Origin of the sequence: Sorangium sp. So ce426 (assembly GCF_051475585.1) — a bacterium.
GTDB lineage: Bacteria > Myxococcota_A > Polyangia > Polyangiales > Polyangiaceae > Sorangium > Sorangium cellulosum_B.
The window spans coordinates 6,825,465-6,845,273 of record NZ_CP150341.1 but is presented as its reverse complement, the minus strand read 5'-3'; the positions used below and the strand labels follow the sequence as shown (position 1 = coordinate 6,845,273).

Sequence of the window (19,809 nt, the reverse complement as noted above, 5' to 3'; positions counted from 1 at the left end):
GAACGGGGAACGCGGCCGGCGACGCCGCGGTAGACCGGCTGATCCGGCGGCCGCGGGAGCTACCGGTGGAGCACCTCGAAGAGCTGCTTCAGCATGAGGTACGTCAGCCCCCAGACGACCCGCTCGTCCACGAGCAGGCACGGGAGCTGGAGGACGTTTCCCTCGTGCGTGTACGCATAACGCGAGGTGCGCTCGCCGCGCGCGAGCGGCCCGAGCGGCGTCCAGAGCGCCTCGGCCACCTCGCCGCTCAGGGTGAGCTCCGGCGTGGAGCGCAGCGCGAAGACGAACGGGGCGACGATCATCCCGGCGCGCCGCCCGCGCGCGACCGCGGGGACCTCGGGCAGGCGCGCGAGCAGGGTCCCGTGCGCCGCGAGATCGATCCCCACCTCCTCCCGCGTCTCGCGGATCGCGGTGGCGAGCAGGCTCTCGTCCGCCGGCTCGCGCCGCCCGCCCGGGAGCGCCATGTGCCCCGACCAGGGATCGGCCGGGTGCTCGGCCCGGCGGATCAGGAGGAGCTCGGCCTCCCCGGGCTCCCGGCCCCCCGCAAGAGGATCGAACGCCGCGCCCAGAGGCCCCGCCGGCGCCCGCAAGATAGCGGCGACCGCGGCCTGGCGCTCCTGCGTGAGCAGGTCGAGCGCGGCCTCGCGCCCGTCGAGGCGGGCCATGATGGCGGCGAGGTCGTAGGAGGAGAGCACCGTGGTCAGGATAGCATAATATCTATCGCTATTTAGCGCGCGGCGGCGGCGGCGCTCGGGGATCGCGCTCGCGGCGGGCCCGGACTCAAGACTCAAGCCGCGCAGGCCGCTCGCCGGGCCTCGGCCATGGCGTGACGCGCCGCGGCCCTCCGCGCGAGCACCGTCAGGGCGCCGCCGTGGCGAAGGTGTCCCACGCGTCGCAGAGCTCTCCCTTCAGGCCGGCCTGCGGCGCGATGTCGAGACCGAGGGTGAGGCTCTCGTCCCCCTCCGCTTCATACCTCGGCCACGCGACGGCGCCCTCGCCGTTGGGGTCCCCGCTCGCCGCGTGGCGCGACCAGTACCCCATGATCTGCTGCGACATCTCGAGCTCACCGTCGGTCAGCGGCTCCGGCAACACCAGCGTCGGGTTGCCGAACACGAACTTGATCTCGGCAGAATGGAAGGCGCCGAGATCGCCGAGCAGCGAGCTCTCGGGCGCATAGGTGAAATGATAGAGATACGTCGCCGCTCCGCCGCCCGCGATCGCGCGCGCCGCCCGCCGCGTCGGGCACACGAACATCGAGTCGCCCAGCGCCGCGATCGCCGCCGCCTGCGCCGAGCCGTAGGTCTCGCTCGGGTAGAGCGCCACCACCTCCTCGCCGTGTCCCGGGGCGAGCGTCTCGGCGAACGCCTCGAACGCGGCGTCGTCGGCGATCGTCGCGGACTCGCCCCAGAGCGCGACGAAGAGCGTGCCCTCGTCCGCGTTGCTGCCGAGGATCGTCGGCACCTTCTCGAAGCTCCCGGCCTCGAGGAGCTTGCCCGGCGTGTCGGGGAGGTTCCACCCGTCGACGACAGGGAACCACGTCGGGCCGGCGCCCTGGAGGAAGGCCGCGCCCCGCGGCAGCGCGCTCATGATCTCCTCGTCCGACTTGCCGCGAAGGCACTCGAGGACGGAAGGCGCGTCGGCGCAGCCCAGCGCCTCGACGAGCTCTTTCCCCTGCGCGCTGGCCGTCGCCTCGTCTGCCGCGGAGTCGCACGGTCCGCTCTCGATGATGGCGGTCTGGAACAGGCCTTTGCTCCTGGGCGACACAAGGTGCATGCAGACGCTGATGCCGCCCGCGGACTCGCCGAACAGGGTGACCCTTCCAGGATCCCCGCCGAACGCGGCGATGTTGGCCTTGACCCATTCGAGCGCGGCGCGCTGGTCCTCCAGGCCGTACGCGCCCGTCGAGGGGTGATCGGGATCCTCCGACTTGAGCTCCGGGAGGGCGAGGAACCCGAGCGGGCCAAGGCGGTAGTTGAAGGTGACAACCACCGATCCGGTCGCCTCGGAGAGCGCCCGGCCGTCGTAATCGGCCTCCCCGCCGCTGCCGAGCTCGAAGCCGCCGCCATGGATCCAGACGAGGACGGGTAGGGACGAGGACGCCGGGCGCTCGGGCGCCCAGACGTTCAGGGTGAGGCAGTCCTCTCCCGAGCTCTCATTGAAGCCCGGGGTGAGCAGGTTCAGCTGCGAGCAGGGGATGCCCACCTCGACGGCAGCCCGCGGCTCGGTCCACGGCGCGTGCGGCGCGGGCGATCTCCAGCGCAGCTCCCCGACCGGCGGCGCGGCATACGGGATGCCCAGGAAGGCGCGCGTCGCGCCCACGAGCGCGCCCTCCACCGGACCCGCCTCCGTCTCGACGAGCGGCGCCGCCGCCTCGCCGCCCGAGCCACCGGCGCCGCCCGAGCCACCGGCGCCGCCCGAGCCACCGGCGCCGCCCGCGCCACCGGCGCCCTCCAGAGCCGGCTCGCTCGAGCCGCAGGCGGCAGCGAGCAGGCCAAGAAGAATGGTGTGCGACAATGAAGGTCGAATGGGCATGATCGTCTCCATCAAGAGCAAATCGTGAATGCAGGATCGTGGGAAAAGGAGAGCGCGGCGCCGAGGACGTAGGGGGCGATGAAGGCCGCCAGTCGGCGGAGCGACGTTCTGTGCACGCGGAATTCAACCATGAAGGGCGAGCGGTGGTGCTGGAATTTGACGTCGATGTCTGAGAAGCTCTCACGGTGACAGCTTCGTGCCGTGGGACAGGGCCACCTTGACATGGCGAAGGGCACGAACTCCTTCTGTGCCCATGGCAACTCATGGGAAAGACGGGATCGCGGGCGGCGCTGGGCGTCCAGGGGCTTCGGCGATGAGCCACAACCTCGTGCGCCTCGCGGACGGCCGCACGGTGCTCCACGTGATCAACCACGAGTACAGCGCAGGTGTGGTGGAGCAGGTAGGGGTGACGGCGAGCTTCCCCGTGGACGCGAGCCCGACGCAGGTCACTGTCGCGTCGATCGACTTCGAGGAAGATCGCGTGGTGCCCTTCTCGTACGAGGATGGCGTGGTCACGGCGGCGATCGGGGCGCTGCCGGCTTCCATCGCGATCGTCGCCGAGTGAGCGGGGCGGCGCCGCGGGCTCCGCTGTCCATGCCGGGACGCCTGGGGGGTCGTTACTGGCCTGTGACGTAGAAGACGCCGCGCAGATCCTCTGTCGCGGAGATGGCGCCCGGCTCGCCGCCCGGGGAGCGCCAGGAGGTCACGCGGAACTGATAGTACATGCCCGGATCGAGGGGACCGCCGTACTCGACCGAGACCTCGTCCACGCCGCTCGATCCCGGGATGCTCGGCCCAGCGCACGTCGGGTCGTCCCCGAGGCACCACACGAGGTCGCCATAGGCGTTGTAGACGACCACGGTATAGAAGTCCTCGCTGGCGTCGTCTCCCCACCGGAGCGTGGGCGCGGCCGTCACCGGCTCGGGATCCGTCGCGCCCGGGCCGATCAACGGCAGCGACTCGGTGATCTTGAACGAGGTCGGCAGCGAGACGTCCTCGCCGGGGCTCGGCATCTCCACGGTGACGAGCTGCGTGCCGGCGATGTTCGGATCGGGATCGCGGACGAGGCTGTCGTTCTCGAACGCGGCCAGCACCACGTATTTGCCCGCGGGCACGCCGGAGATGCTGAACTCGCCGCTCACGTCGGGCGGCCCGCTGAGCGGCGTGCGCAGCCCGCGCGGCACCTCCCCGCGGACGAAGGCGTCGTTGAACGTGGACGCGACGACGACCACGACGCTGGTGGTCGAACCGCCAGGAGCGTCGACGATGTTGAGCGTGCCAGTCAGGGTGCCGAGGGCGGCGTCCGAGCGCGCCAGATCCACGCCCGTCACCGCCGCGTCACCGACCTCCGCGGCCTTCGGATCGAGCGCGAGCCCCGCCGCGTAGCCGCTCACCGAGTAGCCGCCGGCCGGCACGTTGAAGATCGTGTAGGCGCCGCCGCGATCGGTCACCGCGCTGAACCCCTTGCCGCCCTCGTCCTCGGCCACGACGAGCACGCCGCCGGACTGCTCGTCCGCGAGCACCGCGCCCGAGATGCTCGGCAGCCCCCGCTCGTCCTCGGGCAGCGGGATCAGCGCGATATCCGTGAGCGCGGTCTCGATGCTCCACCCGTCGTCGCCCGACGTCGCCTCGCTCGAGGCGATCGGCAGGGCGGTGCGGAGCCCGCCCGGGAAGGGCTGGTGGTCCTGCGCGCTCGCCCGCAGCGTGAAGATCACGTCCCCGATCGGCGCGCCGTCCTCCGTGCGAGGCACCGGCACCTCGAGCACGTAATTCCCTGCGGCGTCGGTGGTCGTCACGTCCGTGATCGCGGTCGCCTGATCGTCGAGCGCGAGAACGAGCGCGCCCTCGATGCCCGCGGTGCTCTCGGAGTCGAAGACGCTCCCTCTCGCCAGCACGGGCGGATAACACGCATGGCCGCCTGCGACGAGCTCGGCGCAGGTGAGCCCGCCCGCGCACAGCGGGGCCTCCGGATCGCACGCGCCGCCTTCGGCGATGCCGCAGATTCCCCCGCCGTCTCGCGTCTTGCCGCAGACCGCGTCGTCGAGGCAGAGATCGGGGCCCGCTGGATCGCACGCGCCGCCAGGCGGGGTCTGGCAGGTTCCGTCAGCGCCGCACGTCGTGCCTTCTGCGCAGAAGTCCTTCGCGTCCCCGGCGCAGGGGCCTCCGAGCGGAACTCGGCATGTGCCGTCGTCGCCGCAGACGGCATCGCCCAGGCAATAGTCGGTGCCGCCCGCATCGCAGCCGGCGCCCGGCGGCGCATAACAGATGTGATCCTCGCCGCCGTCGGCGCACACGAGGCCGTTCGGGCAGCCGTCATCCGGAGCACATTCATCGCCGGCCTTCTCCGGGTCAGGCCCGCAGCCCAGCGCGACGAGCGGGAGAGCGATTGCGGCGGCCTGCGCGGCCAGACGAGCGTACTCGGCAACTTTCATTGAAGTGTCCTCCCTCTTGTAAGTTGAAATGCGACGCGGTCGCCAGCGAGGCTCAGCGCTCACTCGCCCGGGCAATCTGGATGACATGAGGAGATTGCCTCTCTCGCCCTGGGTGAACGAGCTGGCCAGCACATGCCCCCTGCAGTGCCCGGGCGATCCGTGGACGGCTCAGCTTTTATATTGTCCGAGGAAGTGCCACTTTCCGGGCCAACGACCACGCAGGCCGACACGCGCGCTCGCGCGACGCCAGAGGTGTGTCCGGCGGCGCGCTGAGGCACACAGCAGCGCTATTGCGCGAGCGGCGGCGCGTGCTCGTCCGTGCGGGGGGCGCCGGAGCGCGGCTCGACCGACATCTCGCCGGTGAGCACCGTCAGCGCGACCTTGATGGCGATCGTGAGCACCATGAACCCGACGGCCCAGATGCCCGCCGTGATCTTCCACTCGGCCATCGAGGGCACGTACTCGACGAGCTCGTGCAGGGTGCTCGGCACGAAGCCCGGGATGATGAGGCCCATGCCCTTCTCGATCCAGACGCCGGCGAAGGCGGCGACGCAGGCCGCGTTGAGGTAGGCGCGGCTCCCGCGGCTCGCCGGCAGGTGCAGGAGCGCCGCGGAGGCCACGTTCAGCGCGACCGCCGACCAGATCCACGGCACGAGCGCGCTCTTGCCGTGCAGGCCGAAGAACAGGTAGGTCACCGCGGCGCCGTGCGTGCCGCCGGTGTAGAGCGACGTGAAGAGCTCCGAGCCCAGCATGAACAGGTTGAGCAGGACGGTCACGCGGAGCACGGAGGTGAGCGTGCGGATCGGCCCGTCGCCCACGCGAAACCGGGTCAGCCGGGCGACGAGCTGGAGCAGCAGGATCACGAAGGCCGGGCCCGTGATGAAGGCGGAGGCGATGAAGCGGGGGGCGAGCAGCGCCGAGTTCCAGAAGGGGCGGCCGCCGAGGCCCGAGTAGAGGAACGCCGTCACCGTGTGGATCGACACCGCCCAGCCGATCGACAGGAACACGAACGGCAGATACCACTTCCTGTCCGGCTTCCTGCCCAGGTACCTCGTGTAGATGAGGTAACCCGAGATGTGCAGGTTGATGAACAGGTAGCCGTTCAGGACGATGACGTCCCAGGTCAGCATCGAGATCGGCCAGTTGAACCGCCCGAGTCCGGGCAAGATGTGCCAGAACCTGTCCGGGCGCCCCATGTCGGCCACGATGAACATGAGGCACACGACGATGGCGGCGATCGCGAGCAGCTCGCCGAGGATCACGACGTCGTGCATCTCGTGGTCGTCGTAGAGGTACGCCGGGATCACCATCATCACGGCGCCCGCCGCGAGCCCCACGCCGAAGGTGAAGTTCGCGATGTAAAGGCCCCACGAGACGTGGTCGCTCATGCCGGTGACCCGCATGCCCTCGGCGAGCTGGTGGGCCCAGGCGTTCGCGCCGACGAGGGCGATCGCCGTGAGCACGGTCATCCAGAGATAGAAGCGCCACGAGCCCTCGAAGCTCTGGCCGATGACCCGGAGCAGGAAGCGCGGGTAGGTGATGGCGTGTGTGTCCTTGCCCATCGTGGCTCCGCTCGCTCAGACGTCGAAGAAGTAGAAGAAGCGCGGCCGCGTGCCGAGCTCCTCCTTGAGGATGAAGATCCGCTTGTTCTCGAGCACCCAGCGGATCTCGCTCTTCGGATCCAGGAGGTTGCCGAAGACGCGCGCGCCCGTGGGGCAGGCCTCGAGGCAGGCCGGCATCCGGCCCTCGCGCGTCCGATGCAGGCAAAAGGTGCATTTCTCCACGACGCCCTGGGGCCGGATGCGGTTCGACAGGTAGCCCTGGTCCGGGTTGATCTCGTCCGCGGGCACCTCGGGCTTCGTCCAGTTGAAGCGCCGCGCGTGGTAGGGGCAGGCGGCCTCGCAGTAGCGGCAGCCGATGCACCAGGTGTAATCGACGGCGACGATGCCGTCGGGCTCCTTCCAGGTCGCCTGGACGGGGCAGACCTTCACGCAAGGCGCGTTGTCGCACTGCTGGCACTGCACCGGCAGGTAGTACTTGCCCTTCGCGGGCACGGCGTGCTCGTACGTCGCGTCGCCCTTCTCCATGTCGAAGCTGCCCTGGTCCATCTCGAGCACGCGAATGTAGGAGTTGTTCGTGCGCCGATCGTGGTTGTTCTCCACGTGGCACGCCTCCACGCACTTGCGGCAGCCGATGCACACGCTCAGGCTGAGCGCGTAGCCGAACTGCACCCCTTCCTGCGGGCGGATATCGCGGATCGTGACCTCGCGGCCGTACTCCTCGCGCGTCTCCCGCTCGAGGCGGTCGATGACCTCGGCGAGCTCTTCCCTCGTGAGCTCCTTGTAATGGCGCTGCAGGAACTGATCGAGCGAGAGGTCCTTGCTCCACGCGCGGAGCGGCTCCATCGCGTGGGCGAACGCGGAGGCGCCGAGGGTGGCTCCGAGCACCTTGAGCGCGACGCGCCTGGATGTCTGGGTCATCGGTGGGCTCCTTCTCCTGCGCCGCGCGCCTCCACGAAGCGGTCGCGCGGGGGCAGGACGGGCATCGACGGCTGGAACGCCGGCACGTGCGGATCGTGGCAGTCGACGCAGTGGTTGCGCACCCGCGCGCCGCCCGCGTAACTGCCGTTCATCCCGCCATGAGCCCCGTTCGCGTAGTCGCGGAGCTGGGGGCCGTGGCACTGGGCGCAGAGCTGCATGGCGTCGCGCATCGGGAGGAGCGCGCCATCGGCCTTGCGCAGCGTGTCCTGCTCGCCGATCACGTGGCACGAGGCGCAGCTCAGCCCGCCGTGCTCGAACCTCAGCCCGACGTGGAACTCGTCGAGCTCCGCCGTCGAGGTCGGCAGCGCGTCGGGCCTGCGGAGCGAGTGGCACGTCACGCACGCCGCGCGGATCGGCCGGCCCAGCGAGTCCCGCTTGTCCGTGGCGACACCGGAGAGCTTGTCAGGGCGGTGGATGCTCGCGGAGGCGATCGGCGTCGCGTCGAGCGCGGGGCGCAGCCCGAGCGGCTGGTCGCGATCCTGGCAGCCTGCAGCGTGCGCCACGCACAGGAGCCCCAGGAACGCGGCGGCCCCGGGAAGATGAAGAGAGGAGTGCACGGGTCGATTCACATCGCACGCCACGTGCCATCGCGCGCGTCCGGGGCGGCGCCGCGGCCCGCGGCTGGGCGCGGTGCAGGGAGCGCGTCCGGACGCACCGTTTGCGCTGCCCCGCGGTCCGCGCGCGCCAGGGATCTCCGGTGAGGCGCTGGGCGCAGGCCGCGATGGACGGGCGTCCCGGCGACGATCTCGCGTGGCGTGGACCTTGCGATGTCGTGATCCGACGCTCGACCCGCTCGATCACATCCACCCGATCAACCCCAGACAGGCGTTCCGATGCCCCTCAGTGCTCTTGTTATCACGCTCTCCGATGAGCCCAGCGCGCGAGCGCGGGCGTGTCGCTCGCTCGCCGCGGAGGCGGCGCTCTCGCTCGGCCCGCCGTGTGGTTCGAGGCTGCCCGCGATCGCCGAGACAGCGACCCTGCTCGCGGGGGAAGAGCTCGTGGAGCGGGTGTTCCGCACCGACGGGGTGGACTTCGTCGATGTGGTCTCGGTCGACTTCTCGGATCTGGAGCCATGATGGATCGCCGCGAGTTTCTGAGGTGCTCCGCGATGGGCGCGGCGACCGTGGCCGCCAGTCGGCTCGCGCTGGGCAAGGACGGCGTCGCCGCCGCCCAGGCGGCGCCCGGGGCGGGCACCGCCTCCGATGTGGTCTGGAACAAGGCGCCGTGCAGGTTCTGCGGCACCGGCTGCCACGTTCAGGTGGGCGTGCGAGGGGGCCGCGTTGTCGCGGTCGCGGGCGACCAGAGCGCGGACGTCAACAAGGGCCTGCTCTGCGTGAAGGGGTATCACGTCGGCCTCGCCCTCTACGGCAGAGATCGGCTCACGAAGCCGCTGCTCCGCAAGAACGGCAAGCTCGAGCCCATCGGCTGGGATGAGGCCATCGCGATCGTCGCGCGGCGCGCGATGCAGAACCCGGCGGGGTTCGCGCTCTACGGCAGCGGCCAGTGGACGATCCCCGAGGGGTACGCGGCGAACAAGCTCGTGAAGGCGGGGCTCGGGAACAACCAGATCGACCCGAACGCGCGCCTCTGCATGTCGTCCGCGGTGACAGGCTTCCTCTCCACCTACGGCGTGGACGAGCCGGCCGGCTGCTACGAGGATCTCGACAGGTGCGATGTCCTCCTCATGTGGGGGAACAACCCGGCCGAGATGCACCCCGTGCTCTTCTCGCGCGTCGTCGACCGGCGGTCGAGGGGCGAGCAGGTGCTCCTCATCGATCTCACGACGCGGCGCACCCGCACCTCGGCCTTCTGCCAGCACACGCTGGTTTTCAAGCCGAACACCGATCTCGCGATCGCGAACGGCATCGCGCACCTGCTCGTCGAGCGCGGGACGTTCGACCGGGCGTTCGTCGACAGGTTCTGCAACTTCCGCAAGCGGACCGAGCCCCCGACCCTCGACGGGCAGCCGATGAGCTTCGAGGAGTACAGGACGGCGCTCGCCGAGTACACGCCGGAGCGGGTGGAGGCGATCTCGGGCGTCGCCGCGAAGGACATCCGGATGCTGGCGGATCTCTTCGGGCGCCGCGATCTGAGGATCACGAGCCTCTGGTGCATGGGGATGAACCAGCACACCCGCGGCACCGCGATCAACGATCTGGTGCACGGCGTGCACCTGCTCAGCGGCCATTTCGGCAAGCCCGGCGACGCCCCGACCAGCCTGACGGGCCAGCCGTCGGCCTGCGGCACGGTGCGCGAGGTCGGCACGCTGGCCCACGGGCTCCCCGGCGGCCTCGTCGTCACGAACGCAGAGCACCGGAAAGAGGCCGAGCACCTCTGGAACCTGCCCGAGGGGCGGATCAACCCGAAGCCCGGCTACCACACGGTCGACCTCTGGAAGCGCTTCTCGACCCCGAAGGAGCAGGGGGGCGACATCGACACGATCTGGGTGATGGTGACCAATCCAGGCCAGTCGTTGCCGAACACGAACGAGCTCTTCGACGCGAGCCGCAAGATCCCGGGCAAGTTCCTGATCGTGTCCGACGTCTACCCGACGGCCACGGTGCGCGCCGCGGATCTCGTGTTGCCCTCGGCCATGTGGGTCGAGAAGAACGGGATGTTCGGCAACTCCGAGCGCCGCACGCAGCAGTGGTTCAAGATGGTCGAGCCGCCCGGCGAGGCGCGGGACGATGCATGGCAGATCATCGCCGTGGCGCGCAAGCTCCACGACATGGGCTTCGCCGGGATGAAGGACAAGGACGGCCGTTTCCTGTTCGACATCCGGAAGGGCGGCAAGGAGGTGCCGGTCTGGGACTCCAAGCATTACCACGACGTCAACGTCGACGAGCAGCTCTTCGAGGAGTACCGCGAGTTCAGCCGGTTCAAGCACAAGGACCTGGCGCCGTACCGCGAGTACGTCAAGGCGCGAGGCCTGCGCTGGCCCGTCGTCGAGCAGCCCGACGGCTCGTGGCGGGAGACGCGGTTCCGCTTCGCGAGGTTCGACGACCCTTATGCCACGAAGGCGGAGATCCAGTTTTACCACTCGGTGACCAAGGACGACCGGGCGCTCATCTGGTTTCACCCCTACGAGCCGCCGCCCGAGTCGCCCGACGCGGAGTATCCCTTCTGGCTGTGCACGGGCCGCGTCCTCGAGCACTGGCACACGGGGTCGCTCACCATGAGGATACCCCAGCTGCAGCGGGCGATGCCGCAGTCGTACCTGGAGATGAGCCGCGAGGACGCGCGGAGGCTCGGTGTCGGCGACGGCGAGGTCGTGATCCTGGAGAGCCGGCGCGGCGCGCTCGAGCTGCCTGTCTGGATCGAGGGCAGGGGCGCGCCGCCGCCTGGCACGGTGTTCGTGCCGTTCTTCGATGAGACCGTGATGGTGAACCGCGCGACGCTCGAGGCGCACGATCCGCTCTCGAAGCAGCCGGACTACAAGAAATGCGCGGTCAGGATCCGTCGCAAGCAGCAGGGCAAGCGGGGAGAGGCGCGATGAAGGACGCCCGCGGCCTGCACGTCGGCCTCGCCGCGATCGTCGCCGTCGCGGCGGCGGGCTACTTCTCGGGGGTCCGCGGCACGGAGCAGGGGGTCGCCGAGCTGCGCGGCGATCCCGCTCCGCCCTCGGCGAGCGTCGAGGCGCGCAGCTACGCCGACATGCGCGAGCGCGCGCACGGCCCGAACGCCGGCATGTACGAGGGCGCATTCGCACGGCTCGAGGCGGCGGACGCCGATCTCTACGCGCCTGTCGAGCCGTCGGAGGCCGATAGAGAGGCGGCGCTCGAGCGGCGCGCTTCCCGCCGCGCCTACGACGGCGCGCCGCCAACGATCCCGCATCGCATCGAGCAGCTCGGCGCCCCGGATTGCCTCTCGTGCCACGAGCGCGGGCTGCGCGTCGCGAACCTCACCGCGCCCAGGATGAGCCACCGTCGCTACGAGAGCTGCACGCAGTGCCATGTCGTCGGCGCCGACCCGAGGCCGCTCGCGGAGACGCCGCCTCCGCCCGACAACACCTTTGCTGGCATGCCGTCGCCGCGGCGAGGCGCCCGCGCCTACGAGGGCGCGCCGCCCACGATCCCGCACCCGACGCTGATGCGCTCGGAGTGCGCGAGCTGCCATGGCGTCCATGGCGCCCTGGGCATTCGCTCGACCCACCCTTACCGGCAGAGCTGCACCCAGTGCCACGCGCCTTCGGCCGAGCTGGATCAGCGCGCACCGAGGCCCCTCTCGGCGTGGCCGCCGCCGAGCGTGGGAGCGGACAGGCCATGAAGCTCCCCTCCAGGCATGAGACGGATGTCGCTCCCGAGATCCCGCTGCCTCCCTTGCAGGAGGCGGTGCTCGACGAGGCGACCCTCGATCAGCTCTTCTTCGACCTCGCCGAGGCCGCGGAGCTCGTCTCGGTGTCGCTCAAGGCCGGTGCGACCTCCCGCGCGGGGGATCTCCAGCGGGCCGGCAGCGCGGGCGGCGAGCTCGCCCTCGCCCGCCGCGCGCTCGGCGACGGGACCGCGCTCGGGGTGCAGATCCGTTATCGCTTCGCGGGCTCGGAGTGGTGGGACACGCTGCTCCGGGTGCCCTCCGGCGTGCGCCTCGTGCGCGTCCGGCTCGAGGACGCGCTCGGATAGCGCGCCGCGCACGCGTGGCGCCATCTCCCGATGAGCAGAGTCACCGGGGCGACCGCATGCCCTCTACAGTGCCCGCGCGATCTGCCGGCGGCTCACCTTTCGTAACTGGCTGAAGCCGATCCACGTCGTGGACGAATGAACATGCCGACCGAGCAGGCGCCCTCGGCCAATCCGCGCGCGGCGAGCGCCGCTCGCGAGGCGCGCAGCCGCCCGGACACGGGGTAGAACACCTCGGTTCGGCGCGGCTGCCCATGTCCTTGTCCTGGTTGGACAGCCCTGTGCCTTGGCTTTCCATTCGTTGGGTGATTCTCTTGTCAGCCAGCAAATCCACCGTATACTGATTGTGAGTCGCGCTCCTGCCGTCCGCCATGTCGTCCTGAGGCGTGTCGCAGCGCTCGTGTCGATTCGCCGGATAAGGCTCCGACCATTCCATGTCAGTTCTTGCGATGCCCTGGACGGCGCGCTCGCCGCTGGTGCTTGCGAGCTGAGCGGACATGGCGCTGAGGGGGAGCGCCGCTGCCGTCGCTCTGCTGCGAGGCCCGGCGGAGCGGCGGCGGACGGCGCGCGGGGTTGTGTGGAAGGGAGGGGGAGATGCTGCGGTTTCACCTGGTGACCGATGTCGCCGAGCTCGTCGCGATGCGTGGGGCGTGGGAAGAGCTGATGGGGCGGAGCGGCATGAACGAGCCGATGCTCACGCCGGACTGGATGCTCGCCTGGTGGCGCGTGTTCGGGGCGCAGGGCCGCTCGCTGCGCGCCGCGCTCTTCTTCGATGGGTCTCGCCTGGTCGGCTTCGCGCCGCTGCTGGAGCGCCGCTGCCGGCACCGCAGCGGCATCGTGTTCCGCCGGCTGGAGCTCATCGCCTCGGGGGAGGATCAGGCCGACGAGGTCTGCTCTTGCAACCTCGGTGTCATCGCCGAGCGGGGCGCCGAGGCCGACGTCACGCACGCGCTCGCCCGCGCGCTTACGGGCGCGGCGCTCGGGGCCTGGGACGAGCTCGTGATGCCGGCCATGCGCCCCGACGGCGCGCTCGCCGTGATCCTCTCGCGCGAGCTCCGGCGGCACGGCATCGACGCGCGGATCGAGGTCACGGACGCCTCGCCCTACATCCCGCTGCCGTCCAGCTGGGAGAAGTACCTGAGCGCGCTCTCCGCGTCGCGCCGCTACCTCGTGCGCCGCTCGACGCGCGATCTCGAGGCGTGGGCGGGCGGCACGCTGACGTTCGATCGGGCGAGGACGCGCGCGGAGCTCGAGCGCGCGCGCGAGATCCTGCTCCGCCTGCACGCCGAGCGCTGGTCGGCCGATGGGCGCGCCGGCGTGTTCGCCTCGCAGCGCTTCCGCGAGTTCCACGACGAGGTGATGCCTGCGATGTTCGAGCGCGGCGCCCTCGATCTCGCGTGGCTCTCGGCGCGCGGCGAGCCCATCGCGGCGCTCTATAACCTTGTCTGGAACAACAAGATCTATTTCTACCAGTGCGGGCGCAGGGTCGACCTGCCGAAGGGGCTCCGGCCGGGGACCGTGATCCACGCCTTTGCCATCCGCGCTGCGATCGCGGAGGGGCGGCGCGAGTACGATTTTCTGGACAGCCCTTGCCAGTACAAGCTGGCCCTCTCGCTATCGGCGCGGCCGCTCATCGAGCTCCGGGCCGCGCGCCCCTCGGTGAACGACAGCGCCCGCCGCGCCGCCGAGCTCGCCGCGCACGAGCTCCGCGCGCTGAAGCGGCGCGTCCTCGCGACGTGGCGCGCCGCAGCCGGGTCGCTCGCGCGCGGGCCCGCGGATGGGCAGGAGACCCCGCGCGGCGAGCCCGCAGTCGCCCAGGGAGATCCCGCCATCGGGAACATGGGAAGAACAGCTCAATGATCTCCCCACCTTCATGGAAGCTCTCGCCGGGGAAATGCGACCGCTGCCCGGCGTCGCGGCGCGTCTCTCGAGGTGGCCTCAGAGGCCGACGGTGGCCCGGAAGAGCTGGCCGTGTCCCTCGATGGCGTAGCTCCCCGACGAGAACGGGACGAAGATCGAGCCCCCCTGGCGGAGCTCGCGGGCAGCGCCGCGCGCGTCGACCAGCGAGGCCTGTCCCCGGGTGCAGAGGACGATCTCGGGGCCTCGGCGGTCATCGGTCCTCCAGGGGACCGCGGCGTCGAGGTCGATGCGGGAGAGCCGGAACTCCGGCGCTGGGGTGTCATAAAAGGACTCCACGCCCACCTGGCGCGGCACGACGGGCTCGACACGCCACGGCGCGAAATCGAGGACGCGAACGAGCTCGTCGACGTTGACGCGCTTCGGCGTGAGCCCGCCGCGCAGCACGTTGTCGGAGCTCGCCATGATCTCGATCCCGACCCCTTGCACATAGGCGTGCAGACGGCGCGGCGGCAGGTACAGGGCCTCGCCCGGCTCGAGGTGCACGTCGTTGAGCAGGAGCGCGATCACGACGCCGACGTCGCCCGGGTAGAGCTCGTGCAGGCGGAGCGCCCAGCCAGCGGCCCGCGCGAGCCATCCGCCCGCCTGGGCGCGTGCGCGGCACGCCTCGACCACCGAGGACACGAGCTCTCGCCGGGCGGCCGGTTCGAGCGCGAGCAGGCCCTGGACGAGCCGCGCGACCGCGGCCGCGTCGATCACATCGGCGCCGCGCGGGACGAGCGCGTCCCCTGGGCCTCGGGCGAGGAGCCCGAAGACCTCCGGCAGCGCGGTGGCCGGCCGGAAACCGCAGAGGGCGTCGAACGGGGTGAGCGCGCAGATGAGCTCGGGTTTGTGGTGCGGGTCGCGGTAGGTGCGCTCGGGGGCGTCGACCGGGACGCCGGCGGCGTTCTCCGCGTCGAACCCGCGCCGCGCCTGCGCTTCGTCCGGGTGTGCCTGCAGCGACAGCGGCTGGTCGGCCGCGAGCACCTTGAGCAGAAAGGGGAGCCGAGCGCCGAAGCGTTCGCGCGTCGGTCCGCCGAGGAAGGCGTCGGCGTGCCTGGAGATGGCGTCGATCAGGCGCTCTCGACCCCCGTCGAGCTCGATGCACGAGGAGGCCGCCGGGTGGGCTCCCATCCAGAGCTCGGCTTGCGGTTTGTCGGAGGGGCGCTGTCCGAGCAGCGTCGCGATGGCGTCCCGGGAGCCCCAGGCGTACTCCTGAACACGGTTCTCGAGCGAAAACATGGGGATAGCGTGCTCCTGCAAGGCGTCACCCTACCTCATGGCACCGGAGAAATCAGCTCTTGAGCGGGCTGTGAGGAGGCGCCGTTCCGGCTTTACGAGGTCGTGCGGGCGCTCTACGCTCGCCGGATGACGATGCGCCAGGACGACGCGAGGTTCACGCCCATCCTTGGAAGGCTGCGCGACGCCGCGCTGGCCTATCCCGAGGCGGTGGAGGAGTTCCCCTGGGGCGACCGTGTCGCCAAGGTGCGCGGGAAGATCTTCGTCTTCCTCAACACCCACGAAGGGAAGCTCCATGTCACGGCCAAGCTCCCGCAGTCGGGCGAGGCCGCGCTCATGCTGCCGTTCGCGGAGCCCACGGGGTACAACCTCGGCAAGAGCGGCTGGGTGACGGCGCGCTTCGGCCCGAAGGATCGCGTGCCCGAGGCGATGCTGCTCGAGTGGATCGAGGAGAGCTATCGCGCTGTGGCGCCGAAGCGGGCGTTGCAATTGCTGGATGGGGCGGCGCTGGCCTTGGGGAACGCGGGGAAGGCTGCGGCGAAGAAGGGGACTCCCGCCAAGAAGGCGGCGGCGGAGCAGGGGTCTCCCGCCAAGAAGGCGGCGGCGAAGAAGGGGTCTCCCGCCAAGAAGGCTGCGGCGGAGAAGGGGTCTCCCGCCAAGGAGGCGGCGGCGAAGAAGGGGTCTCCCGCCAAGGAGGCGGCGGCGAAGAAGGGGTCTCCCGCCAAGAAGGCGGTGGAGAAGGAGAGCCGGCGAAGTCCATAACGCTTGTGAACGCGGCGGCGCCAGCGGACGCGGCCCGCGAGCCCGGCCGGTGAGGCTGAGTGCGTTCGCCGCCGCCCCCGCGCGTCGAGACGGACTCTACACGCCGACGGAGGAACATCGATGCGCCACCGCGAGCCATCCAGGGATGCGTCGACCGAGCCACAACCGCAACCCGAAAGGCCTCCTTCTTCCCCACCGCGCTGGCGCCGGCTGCGGTTCTTCGTGCTCGCCGTCGCCGTGCTCTACCTCCTCGCGGTCGCGTCGATCTGGCTCGCCCTGCCCATTGTGGGCGACCGGTGGTGGCCAGGGACGCTCTTTCTCTTCGGCCCGCGCCAGATCGTCGCCCTCCCTCTCCTCGTGATCGTGCCCGCCGCGCTCCTCGTGCAGCGCCGCGCTCTCCTCCCGGCGGCGCTGGCATCGGCGATCGTCGCCGGACCGATCCTCGGTTTCACGCTCTCGCTCCGCGCCCTCTCAGGAGCCGCCGACGGCGCCGATCTGCGCGTCGCCTCCTTCAACACGGGGAGCCGCGCCATGAACATCGATCGACTCAAGGGCTTCGTGGCCGAGACCCGGCCCGACGTGCTCGCGCTGCAGGAGTGCTCGGCGCCGGAGCCGGAGCTGAGCGCAGCGTTCCCGGGGTGGTCCGTCCACGTCGAGCAGGGGATGTGCCTTGTGAGCCGGCACCCTCTCCTCAAGGTCGAGTCCAGGGATCGTCGCGACGTCTGGGATAAAGGCGGCCACGGCGCGATCCTCCGCTACGCCATCGCGCTGCCGGACGCGCCACAGCCGAGCTCAGGGCAGCCGCGCGGGACCCGTGTCTTCAGCCTGCTCAACCTGCACCTGGAGACGCCCCGCGAGGCGATCGAGGCGCTGATGCACGGCCTGTGGAAGCAGGCAGCGGAGCACGACCGCGTCATCGCATTGCGTGTCTGGGAGTCCGAGCTCGCACGGCAGTGGGTCGACGAGGCGCCCTATCCGGTCGTCATCGCCGGCGACTTCAACATGCCGGTCGACAGCGCCATCTACCGGCGCTTCTGGGCAGGCTTCGAGAACGCGTTCTCGCGCGCCGGCCTGGGGTTCGGCGCGACGAAGCGCACGCGCTGGTTCGGCGTCCGCATCGACCACGTGCTCGCCGGGCCTGGCTGGACGACCGAGCGCGCGTGGATCGGCCCGGATCTCGGCTCGGATCACCTCCCCATCGTCGCCGATCTGCGCTGGAGCGGCACCCCGCGCGAAGGGCGGGCGGAGCGCTAGCGCGGCGTCGCCGCGAGGACGAGCGGGGGCGGTTCGAGCCGGCCCGTCATGCGCGCGCGGGGCGCGGGCCGCACAGCGGGCGCAGCGCCTCGCGCTCGGCCGCGGACAGCACCGTGATGGGGTACTTCGGCTTGCCGCTCGCGCGATCGAAGAACGGATGCGGCCACGCCTTGCCGCGCAGCTTCCAGCCGAGCAGCTTCCGGGCCACGTGCGCGAGGAAGCGCACGCTCGGCCTCAGCGACCCGGGCGGCGGCTCGCCGATGGCGAACTTGCCCAGGATCGCGCCGCGCGGCGCGCCGAAGATCTCGTCGCACGGGCGCGCGCTCGGGGCTTGCTGGAACAGCTCGGTGGTGATGCCGATGAACGGCAGTCGCGGCGTCAACGTGTTGCCGAGCGGCGTCTTGCAGCAGCTCGCGTACCAGCGATAGAGGCCCTTGGGCGCCAGCCGCGCGGCGACGACGAACTCGTCGCCGCGGTCGAAGGAGACCGCCGAAGGAGCCACCTGCACGATGTCCGTGCCGCCCTGCTCATCGAGCAGGTCGGCGCGGCCGAGGTGGTGCAAGAACGCCTGACAGTCGTCGCAGTAGCAGACGGCGCGGTTCACCGCGTCCGGCGATGCACCGCGCAGCCATCCGTGGACCTTTCCGCAGCGACACTGGAGCTCGACGTCTCTGGACATTCGGCTCGCATAGCACGGCTCGACGCGCGCCGCGCGCGCTTCTCATCGTCAGCGGTCGAGGAAGTCCATCAGCCAGGTCATGGCCGGCCGCATGGTGCCGTTCGACTGCTGGAGGCCCGTGTTGGCCCTCCAGGTGGAGCCTACGATGTAACCCCACAGCGTGATGCCGGGGACGGACGGGTGATTCCAGAACATCGTGAACTGTTCCTGCATCACCCGGCGCTGCTCCTCGTCGTTCGCGATGCCGATGTCGTACTCGGTGATGTACACGGGCTTGCCCAGCGACGCGAGCTTGTCGATGTACCCTTTCACCGTGCTCGTGTTGAGCTTGTATGCGTCGTGGGCCTGCGCGCCGAGCGCGTCGACGGGGGCGCCCGCGTTGATCACCGCCCTCGCGATCCGCATGAAGTTCTGGTGATCACCCTCGTACTCGATGTTGTTGTAGTCGTTGAGGATCAGCTTCGCGTTCGGACAGAACTCGCGAGCCCACTTGAAGGAGTTGACGATCCAGTCATAGCCGCTGGCGCCGTCGCCGCCGATGCCGTTCTTGTAAGAGGGCGTCGTGTGGGGCGGCGGCTCGTTGACGACGTCGATGTACTTGGTGTCGGGGTAGCGCGTGCAGAACGACCGCATCCAGTCCCTCACGGCCGCCTGCTGGTCCGACCCGGAGAGGCCCGCGAGCCAGTCCGGCTGCTGGCTGCCCCACACGAAGGTGTGCTGCTTGAACGGGATGCCGTTGTCCTTCGCGTACTTGTAGATCGCGTCGAGCTGCCTCCAGTCTTTCTGGCCGCGCGTCCTCTCGACGGAGCCCCACTTGCCCTCGTTCTCGGGCGTGATCTGGTTCCAGTAGTTCGCGAAGCCGGTGCGCACGGCGCCATTCGTCGTGATGTTGCCCACGAACTTCGCTCCGGTCGGGGTGCCGCCTCCGGAGCCGCCGGAGCCGCCTGAACCGCCCCCGCCACCGGAGCCGCCTGAACCGCCCCCGCCGCTGCTCGCCGAGGAGCTCGAGCTGCTGCTGCTCGCCGAGGAGCTCGAGCTGCTGCTGCTCGATGAGGAAGCGCTCGTGCCGGTGCTCGAGCCTCCATTGCCCTTGACCGAGACGATCGTGGGGCTCCCGGTGCCGCTCGCGCAGAACCCCCATGACGTCGAACGGCCTGCAGCGACCGAACCGTTGTAGCTCTCGTTGGTGACGTTCATCTGCCCGCCGGACGTCGTGTAGCGCGCGTTCCACAGGCTGGTCACCGTGGCGCCGTTGAGCCCGACGACCAGACCCCAGGACGTGGCCGGGCCGTTGCTCGTGTTCGTCACCGTCACGTTCGCGCAGTACCCGCCGGTCCATTGCGACTGGAACGCGAGCTCGGCCTTCATCGTGTTGTCCGGGCTGCTCAACCCCGACTCGAGGGCGTCGCTGTCCTCCAAGTCAGCAGGCTCCATGGCGCAGGCGACCAGGCAGCACGCGAACGAAAAGGAGACAGGGCCAAGTAAGCGATTGATACGCATAAGGTCCTCCATGATCCGGCCGGCCGAGCCGCAGGGTTGTGCTCAAAGCGAATAAGTAAAATAGAGTTGCGCCTGCGAGCCCTGCCGCCCATCGGGTCGAATTTGTAAGATTGCGGCCGGAGCGATACGCGATCGACAACGGCCGTTGCACGATCACACCGTGACTGTCGAAGCAAGGTTTACACATGCCATGCGCGGCGCGAGGCGATGCCGAGCATGGCATATGACTTAAGCATGCAACTGGGAACCGATGTCAAGCGCTCCGCGCGATCGGTTTCCTGATACAGTCACGTTGCATTCACTGGGCCGCGACGGAACGACGTGCGTGCCGTCCGCCCTCCTGAAGCTGCGACGAGGAT

General features: G+C 70.2%; 17 protein-coding genes. 8 read left to right on the top strand and 9 right to left on the bottom strand.

Annotated elements, in window-relative coordinates; all coding sequences use genetic code 11:
- Positions 1-59 precede the first annotated feature (59 nt).
- Together WMF44_RS25370 and WMF44_RS25365 are read right to left on the bottom strand one after the other, a co-directional pair.
- Positions 60-695: an NUDIX hydrolase gene (locus WMF44_RS25370; RefSeq protein ID WP_437292609.1), complete on the bottom strand. Its 636-nt coding sequence runs from the start codon at positions 693-695 to the stop codon at positions 60-62.
- Between the two features lie 163 nt (positions 696-858).
- Positions 859-2,532, bottom strand: coding sequence for a carboxylesterase/lipase family protein (locus WMF44_RS25365; protein WP_437292608.1), 1,674 nt, complete (start codon positions 2,530-2,532; stop codon positions 859-861).
- Positions 2,533-2,845: 313 nt separating this feature from the next.
- Here WMF44_RS25365 and WMF44_RS25360 point away from each other — a divergent pair, with 313 nt between their 5' ends.
- The gene (locus tag WMF44_RS25360) at positions 2,846-3,097 is read left to right on the top strand and encodes a hypothetical protein (protein ID WP_437292607.1); all 252 of its coding nucleotides are present in this window, start codon (positions 2,846-2,848) and stop codon (positions 3,095-3,097) included.
- A gap of 52 nt (positions 3,098-3,149) precedes the next feature.
- Here the strand turns inward: WMF44_RS25360 and WMF44_RS25355 are convergent, their stop codons facing one another.
- From WMF44_RS25355 to WMF44_RS25340, 4 genes are all read right to left on the bottom strand, one after another.
- A complete protein-coding gene (locus tag WMF44_RS25355) occupies positions 3,150-4,964 on the bottom strand; it encodes a carboxypeptidase-like regulatory domain-containing protein (RefSeq protein ID WP_437292606.1) in 1,815 nt (604 codons plus the stop codon).
- Positions 4,965-5,251: 287 nt separating this feature from the next.
- A complete protein-coding gene (gene dsrP / locus WMF44_RS25350) occupies positions 5,252-6,526 on the bottom strand; it encodes a sulfate reduction electron transfer complex DsrMKJOP subunit DsrP (RefSeq protein WP_437292605.1) in 1,275 nt (424 codons plus the stop codon).
- A 15-nt stretch (positions 6,527-6,541) separates the two neighbouring features.
- Complete coding sequence (locus tag WMF44_RS25345) at positions 6,542-7,444, bottom strand: 4Fe-4S dicluster domain-containing protein (RefSeq protein WP_437292604.1); 903 nt, start codon at positions 7,442-7,444, stop codon at positions 6,542-6,544.
- Positions 7,441-8,061: a hypothetical protein gene (locus WMF44_RS25340; RefSeq protein ID WP_437292603.1), complete on the bottom strand. Its 621-nt coding sequence runs from the start codon at positions 8,059-8,061 to the stop codon at positions 7,441-7,443. Before WMF44_RS25340 ends, WMF44_RS25345 begins: the two co-directional genes overlap by 4 nt.
- A 276-nt stretch (positions 8,062-8,337) precedes the next feature.
- On the opposite strand from WMF44_RS25340, the gene WMF44_RS25335 reads away from it, so the two are divergent.
- From WMF44_RS25335 to WMF44_RS25315, 5 genes are all read left to right on the top strand, one after another.
- On the top strand, positions 8,338-8,580 hold the full coding sequence (locus tag WMF44_RS25335) for a hypothetical protein (protein WP_437292602.1): 243 nt from the start codon (positions 8,338-8,340) through the stop codon (positions 8,578-8,580).
- Positions 8,577-11,000, top strand: a complete 2,424-nt coding sequence (locus WMF44_RS25330) for a molybdopterin-dependent oxidoreductase (RefSeq protein ID WP_437292601.1) — start codon at positions 8,577-8,579, stop codon at positions 10,998-11,000. The genes WMF44_RS25335 and WMF44_RS25330 overlap by 4 nt, the downstream gene beginning before the upstream one ends.
- Entirely contained in the window at positions 10,997-11,770 is a 774-nt protein-coding gene (locus WMF44_RS25325; protein WP_437292600.1) for a nitrate reductase cytochrome c-type subunit, read from the top strand. The genes WMF44_RS25330 and WMF44_RS25325 overlap by 4 nt, the downstream gene beginning before the upstream one ends.
- On the top strand, positions 11,767-12,123 hold the full coding sequence (locus WMF44_RS25320) for a hypothetical protein (protein WP_437292599.1): 357 nt from the start codon (positions 11,767-11,769) through the stop codon (positions 12,121-12,123). Before WMF44_RS25325 ends, WMF44_RS25320 begins: the two co-directional genes overlap by 4 nt.
- 591 nt (positions 12,124-12,714) lie before the next feature.
- On the top strand, positions 12,715-13,980 hold the full coding sequence (locus WMF44_RS25315; RefSeq protein WP_437292598.1) for a GNAT family N-acetyltransferase: 1,266 nt from the start codon (positions 12,715-12,717) through the stop codon (positions 13,978-13,980).
- A 78-nt stretch (positions 13,981-14,058) separates the two neighbouring features.
- On the opposite strand, the gene manA is transcribed toward WMF44_RS25315, so the two are convergent.
- A complete protein-coding gene (gene manA / locus WMF44_RS25310; RefSeq protein ID WP_437292597.1) occupies positions 14,059-15,279 on the bottom strand; it encodes a mannose-6-phosphate isomerase, class I in 1,221 nt (406 codons plus the stop codon).
- A gap of 105 nt (positions 15,280-15,384) precedes the next feature.
- Here manA and WMF44_RS25305 point away from each other — a divergent pair, with 105 nt between their 5' ends.
- Complete coding sequence (locus WMF44_RS25305) at positions 15,385-16,017, top strand: MmcQ/YjbR family DNA-binding protein (protein ID WP_437292596.1); 633 nt, start codon at positions 15,385-15,387, stop codon at positions 16,015-16,017.
- 222 nt (positions 16,018-16,239) lie between these two features.
- Complete coding sequence (locus WMF44_RS25300; RefSeq protein WP_437292595.1) at positions 16,240-17,271, top strand: endonuclease/exonuclease/phosphatase family protein; 1,032 nt, start codon at positions 16,240-16,242, stop codon at positions 17,269-17,271.
- Between the two features lie 46 nt (positions 17,272-17,317).
- On the opposite strand, the gene WMF44_RS25295 is transcribed toward WMF44_RS25300, so the two are convergent.
- Together WMF44_RS25295 and WMF44_RS25290 are read right to left on the bottom strand one after the other, a co-directional pair.
- Positions 17,318-17,950, bottom strand: a complete 633-nt coding sequence (locus WMF44_RS25295) for a DUF6151 family protein (RefSeq protein WP_437292594.1) — start codon at positions 17,948-17,950, stop codon at positions 17,318-17,320.
- Positions 17,951-17,998: 48 nt separating this feature from the next.
- Positions 17,999-19,369: an endo-1,4-beta-xylanase gene (locus tag WMF44_RS25290; protein ID WP_437292593.1), complete on the bottom strand. Its 1,371-nt coding sequence runs from the start codon at positions 19,367-19,369 to the stop codon at positions 17,999-18,001.
- Positions 19,370-19,809: the final 440 nt, after the last annotated feature.

What these genes read in the sequence shown, in the direction of transcription:
- WMF44_RS25365 (WP_437292608.1), bottom strand. Translation starts at nt 2,532, where the DNA reads ATGCCCATTCGACCTTCATTGTCGCACACCATTCTTCTTGGCCTGCTC.
- WMF44_RS25360 (WP_437292607.1), top strand. Translation starts at nt 2,846, where the DNA reads ATGAGCCACAACCTCGTGCGCCTCGCGGACGGCCGCACGGTGCTCCAC.
- WMF44_RS25355 (WP_437292606.1), bottom strand. Translation starts at nt 4,964, where the DNA reads ATGAAAGTTGCCGAGTACGCTCGTCTGGCCGCGCAGGCCGCCGCAATC.
- dsrP (WP_437292605.1), bottom strand. Translation starts at nt 6,526, where the DNA reads ATGGGCAAGGACACACACGCCATCACCTACCCGCGCTTCCTGCTCCGG.
- WMF44_RS25345 (WP_437292604.1), bottom strand. Translation starts at nt 7,444, where the DNA reads ATGACCCAGACATCCAGGCGCGTCGCGCTCAAGGTGCTCGGAGCCACC.
- WMF44_RS25335 (WP_437292602.1), top strand. Translation starts at nt 8,338, where the DNA reads ATGCCCCTCAGTGCTCTTGTTATCACGCTCTCCGATGAGCCCAGCGCG.
- WMF44_RS25330 (WP_437292601.1), top strand. Translation starts at nt 8,577, where the DNA reads ATGATGGATCGCCGCGAGTTTCTGAGGTGCTCCGCGATGGGCGCGGCG.
- WMF44_RS25325 (WP_437292600.1), top strand. Translation starts at nt 10,997, where the DNA reads ATGAAGGACGCCCGCGGCCTGCACGTCGGCCTCGCCGCGATCGTCGCC.
- WMF44_RS25320 (WP_437292599.1), top strand. Translation starts at nt 11,767, where the DNA reads ATGAAGCTCCCCTCCAGGCATGAGACGGATGTCGCTCCCGAGATCCCG.
- WMF44_RS25315 (WP_437292598.1), top strand. Translation starts at nt 12,715, where the DNA reads ATGCTGCGGTTTCACCTGGTGACCGATGTCGCCGAGCTCGTCGCGATG.
- WMF44_RS25305 (WP_437292596.1), top strand. Translation starts at nt 15,385, where the DNA reads ATGACGATGCGCCAGGACGACGCGAGGTTCACGCCCATCCTTGGAAGG.
- WMF44_RS25295 (WP_437292594.1), bottom strand. Translation starts at nt 17,950, where the DNA reads ATGTCCAGAGACGTCGAGCTCCAGTGTCGCTGCGGAAAGGTCCACGGA.